The organism is Gimesia sp. (assembly GCF_048260065.1).
Classification (GTDB): Bacteria; Planctomycetota; Planctomycetia; order Planctomycetales; family Planctomycetaceae; genus Gimesia.
Window position 1 is genome coordinate 38,837 of the sequence record NZ_JBLXHC010000019.1, and the last position, 15,623, is coordinate 54,459.

At 50.5% G+C, this 15,623-nt stretch carries 10 protein-coding genes and 2 pseudogenes; 10 read left to right on the plus strand and 2 right to left on the minus strand.

The genetic code is table 11. The features are described 5' to 3' along the window. Positions 1-68 precede the first annotated feature (68 nt). Positions 69-191 (minus strand): annotated as a pseudogene (locus ACN0YN_RS26435) (helix-turn-helix domain-containing protein); the annotation flags it as partial. A gap of 18 nt (positions 192-209) precedes the next feature. After that, positions 210-671 (minus strand): recombinase family protein, encoded by a 462-nt coding sequence (locus ACN0YN_RS26440; protein WP_145193003.1) that lies wholly within the window; start codon positions 669-671, stop codon positions 210-212. A gap of 691 nt (positions 672-1,362) precedes the next feature. Between ACN0YN_RS26440 and ACN0YN_RS26445 the strand changes: the two genes are divergently transcribed. The 10 genes and pseudogenes from ACN0YN_RS26445 (at position 1,363) to ACN0YN_RS26490 (ending at position 15,622) form a co-directional block, all read left to right on the plus strand. After that, entirely contained in the window at positions 1,363-1,869 is a 507-nt protein-coding gene (locus tag ACN0YN_RS26445) for an RNA polymerase sigma factor (protein ID WP_417388009.1), read from the plus strand. Then, positions 1,866-3,092: an FG-GAP repeat domain-containing protein gene (locus ACN0YN_RS26450; RefSeq protein WP_145192998.1), complete on the plus strand. Its 1,227-nt coding sequence runs from the start codon at positions 1,866-1,868 to the stop codon at positions 3,090-3,092. The genes ACN0YN_RS26445 and ACN0YN_RS26450 overlap by 4 nt, the downstream gene beginning before the upstream one ends. A 10-nt stretch (positions 3,093-3,102) precedes the next feature. After that, positions 3,103-3,611: pseudogene (locus tag ACN0YN_RS26455) on the plus strand (cysteine hydrolase family protein). 766 nt (positions 3,612-4,377) lie between these two features. Further along, a complete protein-coding gene (locus ACN0YN_RS26460) occupies positions 4,378-4,584 on the plus strand; it encodes a helix-turn-helix domain-containing protein (RefSeq protein WP_145192996.1) in 207 nt (68 codons plus the stop codon). A gap of 86 nt (positions 4,585-4,670) precedes the next feature. Further along, positions 4,671-5,486 carry a BrxA family protein gene (locus ACN0YN_RS26465; RefSeq protein WP_197996877.1) on the plus strand — a complete coding sequence of 272 codons (816 nt, stop codon included), beginning with the start codon at positions 4,671-4,673 and terminating at the stop codon, positions 5,484-5,486. Next, on the plus strand, positions 5,467-6,066 hold the full coding sequence (locus tag ACN0YN_RS26470) for a BREX protein BrxB domain-containing protein (RefSeq protein WP_197996876.1): 600 nt from the start codon (positions 5,467-5,469) through the stop codon (positions 6,064-6,066). The genes ACN0YN_RS26465 and ACN0YN_RS26470 overlap by 20 nt, the downstream gene beginning before the upstream one ends. Before the next feature lie 16 nt (positions 6,067-6,082). Then, positions 6,083-9,745 (plus strand): BREX system P-loop protein BrxC, encoded by a 3,663-nt coding sequence (gene brxC / locus ACN0YN_RS26475; protein WP_145192991.1) that lies wholly within the window; start codon positions 6,083-6,085, stop codon positions 9,743-9,745. 3 nt (positions 9,746-9,748) lie between these two features. After that, positions 9,749-10,555, plus strand: coding sequence for a hypothetical protein (locus ACN0YN_RS26480; RefSeq protein WP_145192989.1), 807 nt, complete (start codon positions 9,749-9,751; stop codon positions 10,553-10,555). A 1-nt stretch (position 10,556) separates the two neighbouring features. After that, positions 10,557-14,516, plus strand: a complete 3,960-nt coding sequence (gene pglX / locus ACN0YN_RS26485) for a BREX-1 system adenine-specific DNA-methyltransferase PglX (protein WP_145192987.1) — start codon at positions 10,557-10,559, stop codon at positions 14,514-14,516. Next, positions 14,516-15,622 (plus strand): nucleotidyltransferase domain-containing protein, encoded by a 1,107-nt coding sequence (locus ACN0YN_RS26490; protein ID WP_145192985.1) that lies wholly within the window; start codon positions 14,516-14,518, stop codon positions 15,620-15,622. The genes pglX and ACN0YN_RS26490 overlap by 1 nt, the downstream gene beginning before the upstream one ends. Position 15,623: the final 1 nt, after the last annotated feature.

Sequence of the window (15,623 nt, forward strand, 5' to 3'; positions counted from 1 at the left end):
CTATCCAACAATTCGGCTATTCTTTTTTTGCAACACAAGTGCCCCTTCCCATCCGTCAAGCCACACTACTAAAGTGGCTGGACTTCCCGCAGGACTCGACAGATCGTTGGTCTTGAAAGGCCAGTCACACGAGCGATCTTTGTAATGGCTTTGCCAGCATGCTTCATTTCATGGATAGTTTTGACTTGATCGTCAGTTACTTTCCACCGTCATCCTTTTTCACTTCCGCCCCATCGCTTGCCGTTTTTGCGAGCAACAGCCTGTCCTGCCGCCACTCGTTCAGCACGGATCTCCGTTTCGTACTCAGCGACTGAGGCAAGGATGCGTGCATGAAGTCGACTAGCAGGAGACTCCAAGGAGAAACCATCTTTGAGACTGACAAGATCAACACGACGGTCCCGGAGCTCGTCGAAGAGTTGGCAGAGCCCTTTGGTGTTTCGACCTAGTCGATCAAGACGCCAGACTACAATACGATCTAACTTCCCCATGCGAAGTGATTCCAGTAGCTGATCCATTCCGGGACGGCTCATGGTCCTCCCCGAAAAGGTGTCTTTGAACCAGATCACTTTGCCACCATGTGTCTCGCACCAACGTTCCAGATCTGGTAACTGACTGGCGTGCTTCTGGTCCTTGGTTGATACCCTCATATAAATCGCTGACACTTTTGCCATCTGAATTTCTCCGCATTTTGTATTTCTGTTTTGAACAGATGGCTTGCGGGTGTCAGAATTTGTAAACTGTAGATTACAAAATACACATGACAAGTAATGAGACAGGGCCGACCTAGAATCGTAGAGTTTCGCCTACCCGGATTTTCACACTATTGAGACTTTACATATTTCGCTCGGTTCACAGGTCTGGACATAAGGAAAATCATAAATGGATCAGGAATCGTGACAGAGATCCGAAGAACTAATTTATGAGATCGAAGATTCTCTGGATGAGTTGCTGGACTCATCTGAGCTGGAAGAACTGCGTTCCAAGATGACTGAGTTGGGGAAGCGACTGGGGGGAACGGTATAGTGTCAGTCTGAATTGTATTCTGCATGTGGATTGAAGCATTTCAAATAACCATCGAAAGAGCACTTATTTCACCTGTAAAGTCATATCTACTCACCTTGAAAAATGTACATACGGACATTATTCGTGCCTATTTATTTCTTTATCCTAGGCTCTCTCGTCCCAGTAAATTTTACACAAGTATTTTTATGTGATAACTTTACGTATCATTTAATGAGTGAACTTGCTTTTTTGGAAATTTTTCTCCAAATAAAATTACAGAATATATTGCACAAAAATTACACTTCTACGTTATTTATGGTGTGACAAGTAAGCTGGTATAGGAATCGTTGGTTTTTTTGAGTGGACATACAAGACATAGAAAAATGGTGGTATGAACTCGCCCCCAAACTAATGACTCAAATGAAGACGAAATTTGGAACACTTCAGCCACACGACATTGAAGATGCTCTTCAAGAGACAATTGCAAAAGCTTTAACAAGGTTTGATAGTAATGAAAACTACTTTCGAGATATTACTCATTTTTCTAAATGGTCTCGAAAAGTAGTTATGCACCGCTGTATTGATTTAATACGAAAGAGCAAAAAGTCTGAATCGTTAGTAAATCCAGATCTTCACTTTCATGAAAAATTGAACGTTTATGACAGACCGCAAGATGATCACAATAAATGGGGAAAAGAACTAGGTGAAGCTATTATAAAGCTACCTTTACAACAACGGGTTGTCCTTGGTTTATACCTACAAGGTTGGGATACGAAATCAATTGCGGAATTACTTGAAATTCGTAGTGCTACCGTTCGCTCACTTAAGCGTTATGGTATTAACAAAATATCTGAGGTTATAAAATGAATACGAACATTAACTTTACTTCTGGAGAATATTCAGTGACACACAAATGGTGGCTTGTCTTGATGTTGGTGTTTGCAGTTCACGTTCCCGCTGCTTGGCCGGAAGAACCGGCGACGAAAAATGCGTGGACCAAAAAGGTGATTTGGGAAGGTGGGATATGCTACACCGCCGTCACAGCCGACTTCACCAAAGACGGTATTCCCGACATCATCGCCGATGCCGGAAAAGGTGTCACTCGGCTGTTTGTCGGTCCCGACTGGAAGAAGCAAATCATCATTGATGACAAACACCTCAATCTCGGCGGCAACAACAGCTATATCACCAGCGATGTGTGCGACCTTGATGGCGACGGGGATGCGGATTACATCGCCGCCTGTTTCAACCCCGGTGTGATCGTGTGGTATGAACAGCCTGAGCGACCACTGGAGGAGCCTTGGAAACGCCGGGTGATCGAAAATCAGTTGAACGGCGTTCACAGTGTCATTCACGGCGATGTTGACAAAGACGGACGCATGGACTTGCTGGCGACAAGCGACCAGCCAAAGGGCAGGTTTCCCAATTCTCTGGTATGGCTTTCTCCTCCTGCTAAGGTCCAATCCGATCAGGCATGGCAACGCCATATTCTTGCTGATCGTAATGCTCCGGGGATTTCTCACTACTTGGGTCTGGGCGACTTCAACGGCGATGGCCGCCCCGATGTTGTGACAGGGGCCAAGGGAGGACCAACAATCGTTGAGAAAGGAACAGGTCAATGGTTCGCATGGTGGGAGTCACCAACCGACCCCACACAGGAGTGGACCAAGCACGACTTGCCGGGAAACCATTTAGGAGCAACGAATATCCTGCCGGGTGACATCAATGGAGATGGCAAGGTAGATTTTCTGGCAACTCGTGGGCATGGGAGCGGGGTGATCTGGTTTGAATCGCCTGATTGGAAGATTCACACCATTGATGCTGAGATTAAGGAGCCTCACTGCCTGCAAGTGGAAGACATCGACGGTGATGGCGACTTGGATGCCGTGACTTGTGCATACGGAAGTAAAATCTGTGTATGGTACGAGAATGACGGATCAGGACGTTTTTCTCGACATGTCGTAGGCATGAATCAGGAAGCTTATGATATTCGAGTGGCCGACCTTGATGGTGACGGAGACAAAGATTTTCTGGTTGCCGGTCGTGAAAGCAACAATGTAGTAATCTACCTGAATCCAAAAACAAAGTGACAGGACAACCATGAATAAAGCATTGCTAGTCATCGACGTTCAGAATGACTACTTGCTGATGGAAAGTTCCCTCTGTGGAACGCCGAGACCGTCTCGGAGAACGTCGAGAAAGCGGTCAGGAGGGCGAAGGACAATGACATCCCTATCATCTACATTCAGCACGTCGTCAAGCAGGAACAGGCCCCCTTCTTTGGCGAGGAGACGCCCGGAGTCGAAATCAATTCTCGTATCCTCGCCGCTGCTCCAGATGCACCCATCATCGTGAAGCAGAATGCCGACAGTTTTCAGGGAACGACATTGGAAGAGGTACTCAACAAACTCGACGTCACCGAACTGCTTGTGTGCGGCATGATGACTCATAACTGTGTAACTCACACGGCCATTTCGAAGTCCGCAGAGAAGTATGCCATCACTGTTCTTCCCGACTGCTGCACAACGGTCAGCGAGATCATCCATCTGCTGGCCCTCGATGCCCTTTCAAATCGGGTGAAGCTCATTCTCTCAACGGAAGCTCTGTGAATTAAAGGTAGACGCCCCTGTCGCAGTCGTACGTTTCCTTTCCGAGGACAACCTTGCTGCTCAGCCGCCATTAGTCCGTTAAACGGTAGAAATGGCTTAAGAAATCTCCGAAATACTCTGCGATCTCGAAACTTTCGCCCCCGATTGGATCATCGACCACATCGAAAGGGCGACTCTTCAGTAACTACTGATACATTTACCATTGTGATTTACGCCTCGCTTCGGCTGATGACTCAGGTATCCATTCTTCCTGACATCGAATTACCCACCACATTTGCCACAGGCTTTTCCATCATTCGGTCCGCATGACCGACCACGCTTGGTTTTCTTGAAGTATTCACAGTTTTGGTTGTGCCTTACATTGGATGAGGTATTCAACCAAAACTTTGTAGCTGGTGTGTTATTTGGTCTTCTCTTTCTGGCTCTGTACCCCCACGGAGGCAGTGGATTGGCATCAGTCCACACGAGAAGAACCGACTATCACATCTGGTTCGTTCTGATCGTATTCAGCTTGGGCAGTTCGAACGGCTTGTTCAAAATCGTCATCGTCGAGTGCTGGGTTCAACACCTCGTAACCAGCTTGTTTCAGGTGGGTTGGCTTGACGCCACCGACGATGCTGTGCCAGCCGTGTAGAAAAAGCACTCTAACCACATTTTCATCCCAAGAAAAACGCCTCTCTAAAATGCCTGTGATAGTTGGCAAGTATAGCAATAGTTGGTAAGGTTGGGAAAGTCTGGTCTGATTTTGGAATCGGGGAGCGTCGAAGTGGACAAACTATCGAATTTCCTCCGAATTTCCGAGGCTGCTGACTATTTGGGCGTATCGCCGAACACACTTCGCAATTGGGTCAATGCTGAAAAAGTTGTAGCTATTCGCCATCCGGTGAACGATTACCGACTCTTCAAGCGAGAAGACCTAGATGCTTTGTTAAAGCAGGTGGAGACGGCGAGTAAGAAATCGCACAAAAAATGAAGCAGACTTGGTGAAGTCGGAAAAGTGGAAGATACAAATAGCAGGGATATTCATTACTAATGGTGATGACGTTGCAGGGATTGAGCATGGCTATCAAAACGAAACCGAACAAGGAAAAACGGCTCCATACTACGGCTTCATACACATCCAAAATCCTGAAAGCCGGTGCGTTGATAGGGGACACTAAAACGCTGCTTTCCCACTGGGATGCCACCTCTACTGTAACTGAAAACATTGATCGTATTCAGCGTGAGAACATCTTCGGTAAGGCATCTCGCTCACGGGTCAAAGATATACTCCGCATATTTCAGCAACGCTACCTCACCGAAGAACCAGTGAACAAGGCATTGGTTACGCTCGTTCGAAGAAAGTTTCCGTCAGCGGCTCTGGAACGGTTGCTGTATTTTCACTCCGCTCGGGCCGACAAGTTGCTTCATGATAGCGTCACTAAAATCCTAATCCCAATGTTAGAACAAGGGCTTGTTGATATAAACCCAAATGAATTTCAACGATCCTTGACCAAGTGGGTTGATGAAGGAAAAATGACGGGGCATTGGTCGGAAATCACAATCAATCGAGTTTCACGAAGCCTGCTCGCAGCACTGCGGGATTTTGGTGTGCTTCAGGGCGCTACCAACAAAAAGATCGCTCCTGCTTTTCTGCCTATCGAAGCGTTTGCCTATATCGTGTTCTACCTCAAGCTGCATCAGCCATCTGGAGTGAAGCTGCTCCAATTACCGGACTGGAAACTATTCTTTTTGTCGAGTGAAGGAGTGGAGCGATTCCTGTTTGAAGCGCACCAGCTTGAATTGTTGGAGTACCACGTTGCTGGAAGCGTGACCCGGCTGACATTCCCCGCCGAAACTCTACAGGAGTATGCGAATGTCCTCGCTCAAAGATAGCATCGCTCCTTTGGAGAGCCACCTGAAGTCGATTCCGATGCAGATTGGCGTCTACCAAGACCTCCCCTTCGCAATCATGCGGTATGATCCGACCGATGAATGGGAACTTCGCCGTGAGATCAAGCTACTCGCCACTCGACTCGAAGCAGTTGGAAAAGAGGTCCACATCATCCCGATGTCCGAACTGCTCTGGTCTGCGCTGGAGCAGGTTCATGCTAAGGACGATGAAGAAGGCTTGGATGCCATCATCGCTTTAGAAAAGGACCGGGGTTATGTAGAAGCTCAGCAGCAGGTGACCACTTACTTGTCGAGCAAGGTATGGGTGCCGCTGTGGGATTTGCTCGCAGAACGACTTTCATCTTTCAACCCGGAAAACTCGGTGGTTTTCCTGACTCGTGTGGCAGCAATGTCGCCGGGCATTTTCCACATGTCGATGTTGCTAGACAAAATGCACGGCAAAACCAAGTTGCCCACGATTTTGCTTTATCCCGGCTCTATCGAAGGCACGACTGGATTGCGTTTCATGGACCTGAAAGACCGGGATGCGTTAGGCAACTACCGAGTCAAAATTTACGGCTGAGGCAAAGGTATCCAACATGACGACAATTGGCGAACTGCTGACACGAGACCTCAGCCGCAAGATCGAAGAGATCATTCAGGTCGATCAGGCGGACGAGCAATCCGTCCATGCGGAAATAACTGAATACATCGGCACTGATAGTATCCGTGAGCAGTACCACCATCTTCTCAAAGCCATCGCTGAGGCTCCCGCTGATCCTCACGAAAGTGTCGGGGTGTGGGTATCGGGATTCTTCGGGTCGGGCAAAAGCTCGTTCGCCAAGAACCTCGGCTACGCTTTGCAAAACCGAACAGTTCTCGGCAGCCAGTTTGCCGATCTATTCAAGCAACAATTGGAAGATGATCGCATCAGCGATTTGCTCGATCTCATCAATGCCAAGACTCCCACCGAGGTCATTCTATTTGAAGTGGCAAAAGAGGCGGACACTCGGAAGGTTACGCAGCGTATTGCCGAGTTGATGTACACGGTCCTGCTGCGAGAGTTGGACTACGCAGAAGACTTTGACATCGCTGAGTTGGAAATCACTCTGGAAGCTGAAGGACGGTTGGAGCAGTTCATTCAGCTTGCTGAAAAAGATGGAAAGGCATGGCGACAGACACGCACCGGAAGCCACAAGATCAACCGGGCAAGTGCAATTCTCCATGAACTGGAACCGACGACTTATCCCTCGGCTGACTCATGGGCCAAGTCGTTTCGGAACCAAGAAGCAACGATCACGGTTCGCAAGGTTGTCGAGCGAACCTTTGAACTGTGGGGTAGAAGGCGTCCGGGCAAGGCACTTGTCTTCATCATCGACGAAGTGGGCCAGCACGTGGCTCGCAGCGGCGACAAAATCGAAGACCTGCGAGCCACCATCGAAGAATTCGGCAAGGTCAGCAAGAACTTACTCAAGGCTCGCAAGATTTCGGCTCCCTGCTGGATAGTCGTCACCTCGCAAGAGAAGCTCGATGAAGTCGTGGCTGCCATCGACTCCAAGCGAATTGACTTGGCCAAATTGCAGGATCGATTTCACTACCGTGTTGACCTTGCACCATCTGACATTCGAGAAGTTGCCACCAAGCGTGTTTTGGCCAAGACAGGAGATGCCGAGAAGCCGCTGAAGAAACTCTTCACTGACAATCAAGGGAAGTTGAACGCTGCTCTGCGGTTGGAACGCACAACCCGACGCACTGACATCAATGAAGAAGACTTTGTGAGCTTCTATCCGTATCCGCCGCATTACATTGATCTCTGCATTGGGATCATGTCCGGCATTCGACTGCAACCCGGTGCGCCACGGCATTACGGTGGCAGCAATCGAACGATCATCAAGCAGGCTTACGAGATGTTGGTGTCGGATCGAACAGCGTTCGCCCAAAAGCCAATTGGAGCATTGGTGACGCTGGACAAGGTATTCGAGTTGGTCGAAGGCAACTTATCGAACGAAAAACGCACCGACATCCACCAGATTGCAGAACGATTCAACAGCGATCCTGAAGACCAAGGTTGGGCATTGAAGGTCGCCAAGGCCATCTGCCTGCTGGAATTCATTCGTGACCTGCCCCGCACCGAAGCCAACCTCGCCGCTGTATTGGTTGATGAAGTCGGCAAGGCCACACCGCTCAGCGAAGTTCAAGCAGCGGTGAAGCGACTGAATACCGCTCAGTTCATTCGCAACACCGAGGAAGGCTGGAAGCTTCAGACCGCCCAAGAGAAGAACTGGGAGACAGAACGCAGGGGTTATCTGGAACCGAAGCCCCGTGATCGCAATGAACTGGCACGCACTGCCCTCCAGCAAATCTTCGACGAACCGGAGTTCAAAACTTACCGCTACCAAAATCGCTCGTTCCGCATCGGCATCAGCATGGATGGTACGAGTATTGGTGATGAAGGTGAATTGCCACTAACTCTGTGCGTGTCCGAGGATGCCGACGAACTCACCAAACGGATTGAGGAAATTCGCACCGAGAGCCAACAGAACTCACACCAGTCTGATCTGTATTGGCTGTTTTGCCTGACACCCGAAATTGATGAACTGGTCGGCCAATTGCACGCCTCACGCAAGATGGTGGACAAGTACAACCAACTCAGCGCTCAGCAAAAGATTACACAGGATGAAGCGTCCTGCCTTCAAGATGAAAAGAACTCCAAGAACGGTTTCGAAACTCGTCTGCGTGACAAGCTGACGGAGGCAATGGAACGTGGTACCGGGATGTTCCGGGGCGTTCAGAAGGATGCGTCGGCCTTGGGCAAGGGGTTGAGTGAAATCCTCAAGAAGCTCTTCAGTCAGGTCGTGCCAGACTTGTACCCGAAGCTACAAATGGGTTCTCGCCCACTCAAGGGCGATGAAGCCGATCACATTCTCAAAGCTGCCGACCTCAAGGCGCTCCCAAAGGTCTTCTATGAAAGCGAACAGGGACTTGCGGTGGTGGTTAAGGACGGGGCAAAACTCGTCATCAACACCAACGCCGATGTCGCCAAGGAAGTGCTGGACTACCTGAAGAGCGAACACAGTTATGGCAACAAAGACAGTCGCATGGGCAAGGCGTTGGAGAAACGCTTCGGCGGCACTCCCTATGGCTGGGAACGTGACATGCTGAGGTTGATTCTTGCCACGCTGTTCCGTGCGGGCGAAATCGAAGTCACTCATCAAGGTAATCGCTTCCACAATTACCAAGACCCGGCCTCACGCACACCATTCACCAATAACCCGGCTTTCCGGTCGTCATTGTTTTCGCCTCGGCAGTCAGTTGGTCTCAAGACGCTCACGCAAGCAGTACAGCAACTCGAAGACCTGATCGGTGAAGAAGTTGACGTTGAAGAGGGAGCCATCGCCACGGCGTTCAAAAAGGTAGCAGCGGATGAACTGGAAAAACTTTACCAGTTAAAGGCCACGGCTGAAGCGCACCGCCTCCCAGTTCTGTCCATGTTGTCCGAGTACCAGCAAACGCTGACGGGCATACAGGCGTCTGCATCGGATGACTGCGTTCGTATTCTCACCGAAAACGGGGAGGACTTTGGAGAGACCAGAGACAAGGTTCGCAACCTGCGTGAGTCACTGGACTCTGAAGCCATCGGGATATTGCGACAGGCTCGCCAAGCAACCGAACAAGTGTGGCACCGCCTTTCTGCCCACAACCCTTCGCCGGAACTCAGCACCACGGTTGAAGAATTGCAATCTTTCTTGGCGTCCGAAGACTTTATCGACTCGTGGGATACCATTACCGATCACACCAAGACGGTGCTGGGTGCGTACAAGACCGCTTACTGCGATCTCTTTGACCGTCGTGCGAAGTCATACGAATCAGCCATTGGTGAAATCCAGAACCGAACGGAATGGACACCACTGGAAGCCAACAACCCCGGTATGGCATTGTCATTGCTGACTCCGCTTCAAGGGCGAGTCGGCACCACGGAAGACAAAGAGGCGGTGCAGGAAGGAAAGTCGCTCGGTAAGGCCAGTCTGACCGAAATGGAGTCGGATCTCGCTGCCGTCGATGGGTTGAAGTCGTCTGTGTTGGTCAAGTTGCAGGAACTTTCGATTGGCAACGACAAGAAAGCCCCGATCCGAAAGGTTCGTGTTTCGGGGTTCTTTAATCGGCCCATTGAGACGCAGGCGGAACTCGACAAAGCCCTCGACCTCATTCGGGATTCACTTCAGAAGTGCATCGACGAAGGTGCCATCATCATTTTGGAATGAACCATGCTCAGTCCTCGACAAATTTTTGAAGACAACATCCGGCCAGCGGACCTGCTGCTAAAGGTCTATCGGCTTTTGGAGCATGATGCGCCCAACACCGAAGAAGGTGTACTTCGCACACTACGAGATTTGGTGAAGGCCGATCACGATGAAGGGGTGATGGTCATATACAACGAAGTCTTTCTAGGGATGATTCGGGAACGGGCTGAAGTCGCCCCAAGACTCATTCGTAAGAGCGCCCTTTGCAATTTACTTCGACAAGCCGTTGTGATCGCCTGCACTGGTTTGGAGACATATCTCCCGGCAGTAATGAATGCGCACTTTGAGGAACTAATCACGATCAAGGGACGATCATTCATCAACATTAAAGATAAGGAACTAGTCGGTCATCTCTCTGCAATCAGATTTGACTTGCCGGATGCCCTTCGGCTTCTTGCTGATCCTGACACGCTGTTTGTCGCAAACAAGGTTCGACTCTACTTGGAAACAAACCTCAGTGGCCGACGAGGGGTCCACGTTGTAGGCGTGATGTTCGGAGTCGAACAACCTTGGGGCGAGATTGGAGCTAGGCTCAGTCGCAAGCCGACAGAACTCGGCAAATTGGTTGAGGATACTGTCAGTCGTCGCAACGACATCGTGCATCGAGCTGACCGGAACAAGACAGACCTAAGTGGCGAACAACAACAAATTGCCCCAGCTTTTGCGATGCAAGCAGTCGATACGATTCGGCATGTCGTGACTTGTTTAGACGACCTGATTCAAAATCAAATGAAACAACTACGAGCGGCGCAACCACAGGGAGCGGAGTGATATGGACCAAGAGATTCGCAACAAGCTCCGCAATGTCGTGACGCAGTGCCGCAAGCTACTGGAAGACTCCATTTCACAGGAGCTTGAGGGGAAGTACACCATCTTTACCAAAGATGAAAAGGTCATTGCCGATTCAAACGCCGAGATGAATAACTTGACGACTGACGAGGATCGGGCGGCACGCAAAGATATTCTCGATCACTTCGCCCACATCAAGGCCCGTGGGTTCAAGCCGAAGGAGGCTCTCGATCAGTTGGTGCGGGAAATTGCCTTCACGCACCTCAATCGACTCTGTGCCTACAAGATGATGGAAGCCCGTGATGTCTATGTAGGAGGGCAGAAGTTTCGTGAAGCAGTGAGTCGGGGTGTGAACTCCAATGGCGTGAAGTTCTATCTAGCCGACCATGAGGAAGATGAACGGCTCTACAACACCGGACATCAGGATGTTGCCTACCGTCATTTCTTGGACTGGCTGGGTGGGGCACTCTCCGACGAAATCGGCGTGCTTTTCAATCCCAACGATCCGGCCAATCGCCTGTACCCTCGACAGAAGACGTTGGATGAAGTTCTCGACCTGCTCAATGGCGGCGGAATCAAGGCCGAGGAAACTGAGTTACGAGAACAATGGCCGCTAATCTGGTCGCAGGACGAAACCATCGGCTGGGTCTACCAGTATTTCACGCCCAAGGAATTGCGAGATAAAGCACGCAAGGAAAGCCAAGCACCCCGCAATTCTTACGAACTGGCCTTCCGAAATCAGTTTTTCACACCCCGCTATGTGGTCGAGTTCCTGACTGACAACACGTTGGGGCGCATCTGGTACGAGATGCGTAAAGGCGAGACGAGGCTCAAGGATCAATGCCGGTACATGGTTCGTCGCCCCACCGACAATTTCCTCAAGGAAGACGAACAACCGCCCAAGGATGCCGCTGAGGGGCAAGACGATCTTTCGCAGGAAGAACTGCTCAAGCTCCCAGTCCCCATTCTTCACCGCCAAAAGAAGGACCCACGGGAATTGAAGATTCTCGACCCAGCCTGTGGCAGCGGTCACTTCCTGCTGTACTGCTTCGACCTATTGCTGACGATTTACGAGGAAGCCTACGCCGACCCCGACCTCGGCCCGGCGCTTCAGAAGGATTACCCGAAGTTGGAAGACTTGGAACGTGATGTTCCTCGGTTGATTCTCGCCCACAACCTGCACGGCATCGACATTGACCTGCGGGCCAGCCAGATTGCAGCGTTGGCCCTTTGGCTGCGTTGCCAGCGAGCATATCAGGATATGGGGCTGAAGAAGGACCGCCCGACGATCACCCGCTCCAACTTCGTCTGTGCGGAACCGATGCCGGGTGAAGAGCAAATGCTCAAAGAGTTTGTCGGACAGCTTGAACCGAAAGTCCTCGGCCAAGTCGTGGAAGTCGTCTTCGATAAAATGAAACTGGCAGGTGAGGCTGGATCGCTGCTCAAGATCGAAGAAGAAATTCGAGATGCGATCCGTGAAGCCAAGCGGCAGTACGAAATCGGTGGCATCTCGATTCAGCGGACTCTGTTCGACAAACCAAGCGAGCCGGTAGTCAAAGTCTTCTCGGTAAAGGAAATCACTGACTCTCAATTCTTCGAGCAAGCAGAAGAAAAAGTTATTGAAGCTCTGCGGTCCTACGCCGAAAAAGCGCAGAATGGCCAGCGTCTGCAACGCAGGCTATTCACGGAGGACGCTGTACGGGGCTTTGCCTTTGTGGATTTGTGCCAAAATCGCTATGACGTGGTGCTTATGAATCCACCGTTCGGTCTCGCACCAGAAAGGGCTTTTGCATACTTAAAGAAGGCATTTCCACTCAGCTACACGGAATTACTTGCAACATTTGTTGAACGATCTCTCCATTTATGTACTGGCATTGGAGGAGCAATTACATCTCGCTCTTTCATGGTCGCCACCCGCCTTCGAAATTGGAGGCACGATATTCTTATTGACAGGATTGTGACTATTGCAGATCTTGGTGCAGCGGTCATGGATGCGGCCCTTGTAGAGTCTGCTGCTTACACCTTTGTTGCCGATCCATTACCTCGCCATCCACTTGTAGCTTTCGATGTCCGTCGTCAAGCCGGACGTGAAGAACAGTTATCCAAAGCGATCAGGATCGACAACGGTGGGGAATCGGTTGCATTCCGCCTACTTCCGAGCGTGTTTAAGCGTTTTCCCAATTACAAGATTCTTTACTCTCTCCCTTCTAAGGTCGCCGACTTGCTTGTGTTACCAAGCAAGTTTGAGCCAACCGTAGGAACGGCTCGACAAGGGATGACTACGTGGGATGATTTTCGGTTCATCCGGCTCCGCTGGGAAGTCGCTCCCGACATGATTGGGCCAAACAACAGGTGGGAGCATCTCGCTAAAGGCGGTGGCTATCAGAGGTATTACGGTAACATTCATCTCGTCGTCGGATGGGATAGCGACGGAAAAGAGATGCGTGAAGCGAACATTCGTGTGAACGGAACTGATGCCCAAGCACGTCAAGCTTCGGACTATTGGCGGCGACCGGGGGCGACATACTCGCTACGCAGCGGGCGTGGCTTTAGCGCACGAGTTCTGCCTTCTGGCTGCCTCTTCACAAGTCAAGGGCCAGTCATCTTCTCAGAATCGAAGGTGAGCAACATAGCCATTTTAGGGTGGGTAAACTCGAAGCTAATCACCAGCCTCATCGAGCTACAGTCAAACGCTGGGAAGTTTATGAGCGGCATCATTAAGACTCTACCGTGGAAAGGCATCGAATGCGATGACCTCCCTCGCCTTGAAGCAGCCACCAATGATCTGATTCAGAATCTTCGATCGCTGGACGCCATTAACGAGACCAGTGCCGTTTACTGCGGCCTGCCCAATTGCACAAGCCTTACTGCTTTGATTCGGAACGTGCGAGGCCAATTTCTTACATTGCAGCAACGAGTTACTGCCATTGACGCCGACTGGGATCGCACAGTGAATGCAGCATACGGAATGACTCAACAAGATGTTCGTCGGCTGCGGGAAATCAACGTGTTCGATGACGACGATGACTCGTCGGATGGGCAACGTGACGACGAAGGCACTCCTAGTCTGAGCGACTCGACTATTGCAGGGATGCTTCTTTCGCACTCGGTCGGCATTGTTTTCGGACGATGGGGGCTAAAGTCTTATTCCGAACTCGCAAACGAGCTTGCATCAAAGAGTCCTTACAGTGTTCTTCCGTCGTATCCTCCACAAGCCATTCAGGACACACCCGGCAGTTTGCAAAGTCAAGCCGGTGGACTTCCTCAAGATTCTCAAACGCTTGCCATCCTAGTTGACGACCCGGACCACGCTGATGACATCGTGAGGCGTATTCGAGATGTATGTGATGTCATTTCTGAGGGCCGAGGAGATGCCGTCGAAACAGAGGCGTGCGACATCCTCGGCGTTAAGAAGATTCGAGACTACCTTCGCAAACCCGGAAAAAACGGTTTCTGGGACGATCATGTGACTAGGTACTCGCAGAGCCGCAGAAGCGCCCCGATCTACTGGTTGCTCCAATCCTTGAAGAAGAACTACGCCATCTGGTTGTATTACCACCAGTTGGACAAAGACCTGCTCTTCAAAGCGTTGGTAAATTACGTCGAACCAAAGATTCGATTGGAAACCAGCCGTCTCGAAGCACTTCGCAGCCAGAGTGCCGTCGCTGGCGACTCTGGTAAGGAAGCCAAGCGAATTGCCAAGGAAGCAGAAAAACAAGAAGACTTCCTCTCTGAACTGCGGGACTTCGAGGACAAGCTGCGCCGGGCAGCAAACCTGCATCTCGAACCGGACCTCAACGATGGAGTCGTCCTGAACATCGCCCCGCTCCACGAACTGGTCCCTTGGAAGGTTGCCAAGAAATACTGGAACGAGCTACTCGCAGGCAAATACGAGTGGTCATCCATCGGCAAGCAACTACATCAGAAAGGATTGGTGAAGTAATGCCCAATGGCTCAATTGACCCCGCTTTCGACTATGTGGCGCAGTTCAGTGCCGACAGTGGCAAAGAATGGCCCACGATGGTGGCTGCACAAGCGGATGCTTTTGCGGTGCAGGATTTGCTTCTTAAAACGTTGCGACAGTTTACATCGGACGATGTGGATGTGGTTGTCTTCGGTTCATTGGCTCGCCGTGAGTGGACCAGTGGCAGCGACGTGGACTGGACCATGCTGGTTGACGGTCAAGCTGATACGCAACATCGAGTCGCCGCCAGAGAAATCGAAATGACTCTGGCAGAGATGAATTACAAAGATGTATCACTGAAAGGACCGGGTGCGGAAGGCATCTTCGGAAACATGGCGTTTAGTCATGAAATTGTGCATCACATCGGAGGTCAGGCCGACACGAACCGAAATACCACACAGCGAGTTCTTCTGTTGCTGGAAGCAACGTCGTTGCGTGATTCTGATGACGAACTGGGAGGTTCCTACGCTCGCATTGTTCGTCAGATTCTCAATAGATATCTGATGAGTGATTCAAACTTCCATAGCCAACCCGATGATGAGTCTCGCATTCCCCGATTTCTAATGAACGACGTTGTTCGATACTGGCGGACGATGTGCGTAGACTTTGCTTATAAGGACTGGGATCAAGGAGGAAAGAAATGGGCGATTCGAAACATCAAACTGCGGACTTCAAGGAAGCTGCTCTTCGTCGCTGGTTTATTGATGGTATTCAGCTGCTACAAAAACGAGTCGCTTCTAAGCGATGGAGCGAATTCCGGTGACTACCAAATGAAGCTTCAAAAACACCTGTTAAACTTCGTTCACTCGACGCCGCTCAACATTCTCGTGTGGACGTTACGAGAATTGGGACTGGATGAGCCTTGTAGGGCCTTCTTGTGTATTTACGAAGAGTTTCTTGGCCAGATCAACGATAAGACGGTTCGGGACCATCTTGGTATACTGAGCGAAGAGGACGTCTACACCGATGCCATTTTCCTGAAATGTCGGGAGATCAGCCACCGGCTGCAAGCGACACTGAGAAGTATGTGTTTTGAGATCGACACTCCCTTGCGGGAGTTTACTTGTGAATACGGAGTGTTCTAAG

Bases quoted from the DNA above. Each gene is read 5' to 3' on its own strand.
- ACN0YN_RS26440 (WP_145193003.1), bottom strand. From the start codon at position 671: ATGGCAAAAGTGTCAGCGATTTATATGAGGGTATCAACCAAGGACCAG.
- ACN0YN_RS26450 (WP_145192998.1), top strand. From the start codon at position 1,866: ATGAATACGAACATTAACTTTACTTCTGGAGAATATTCAGTGACACAC.
- ACN0YN_RS26465 (WP_197996877.1), top strand. From the start codon at position 4,671: ATGGCTATCAAAACGAAACCGAACAAGGAAAAACGGCTCCATACTACG.
- ACN0YN_RS26470 (WP_197996876.1), top strand. From the start codon at position 5,467: ATGTCCTCGCTCAAAGATAGCATCGCTCCTTTGGAGAGCCACCTGAAG.
- brxC (WP_145192991.1), top strand. From the start codon at position 6,083: ATGACGACAATTGGCGAACTGCTGACACGAGACCTCAGCCGCAAGATC.
- ACN0YN_RS26480 (WP_145192989.1), top strand. From the start codon at position 9,749: ATGCTCAGTCCTCGACAAATTTTTGAAGACAACATCCGGCCAGCGGAC.
- pglX (WP_145192987.1), top strand. From the start codon at position 10,557: ATGGACCAAGAGATTCGCAACAAGCTCCGCAATGTCGTGACGCAGTGC.
- ACN0YN_RS26490 (WP_145192985.1), top strand. From the start codon at position 14,516: ATGCCCAATGGCTCAATTGACCCCGCTTTCGACTATGTGGCGCAGTTC.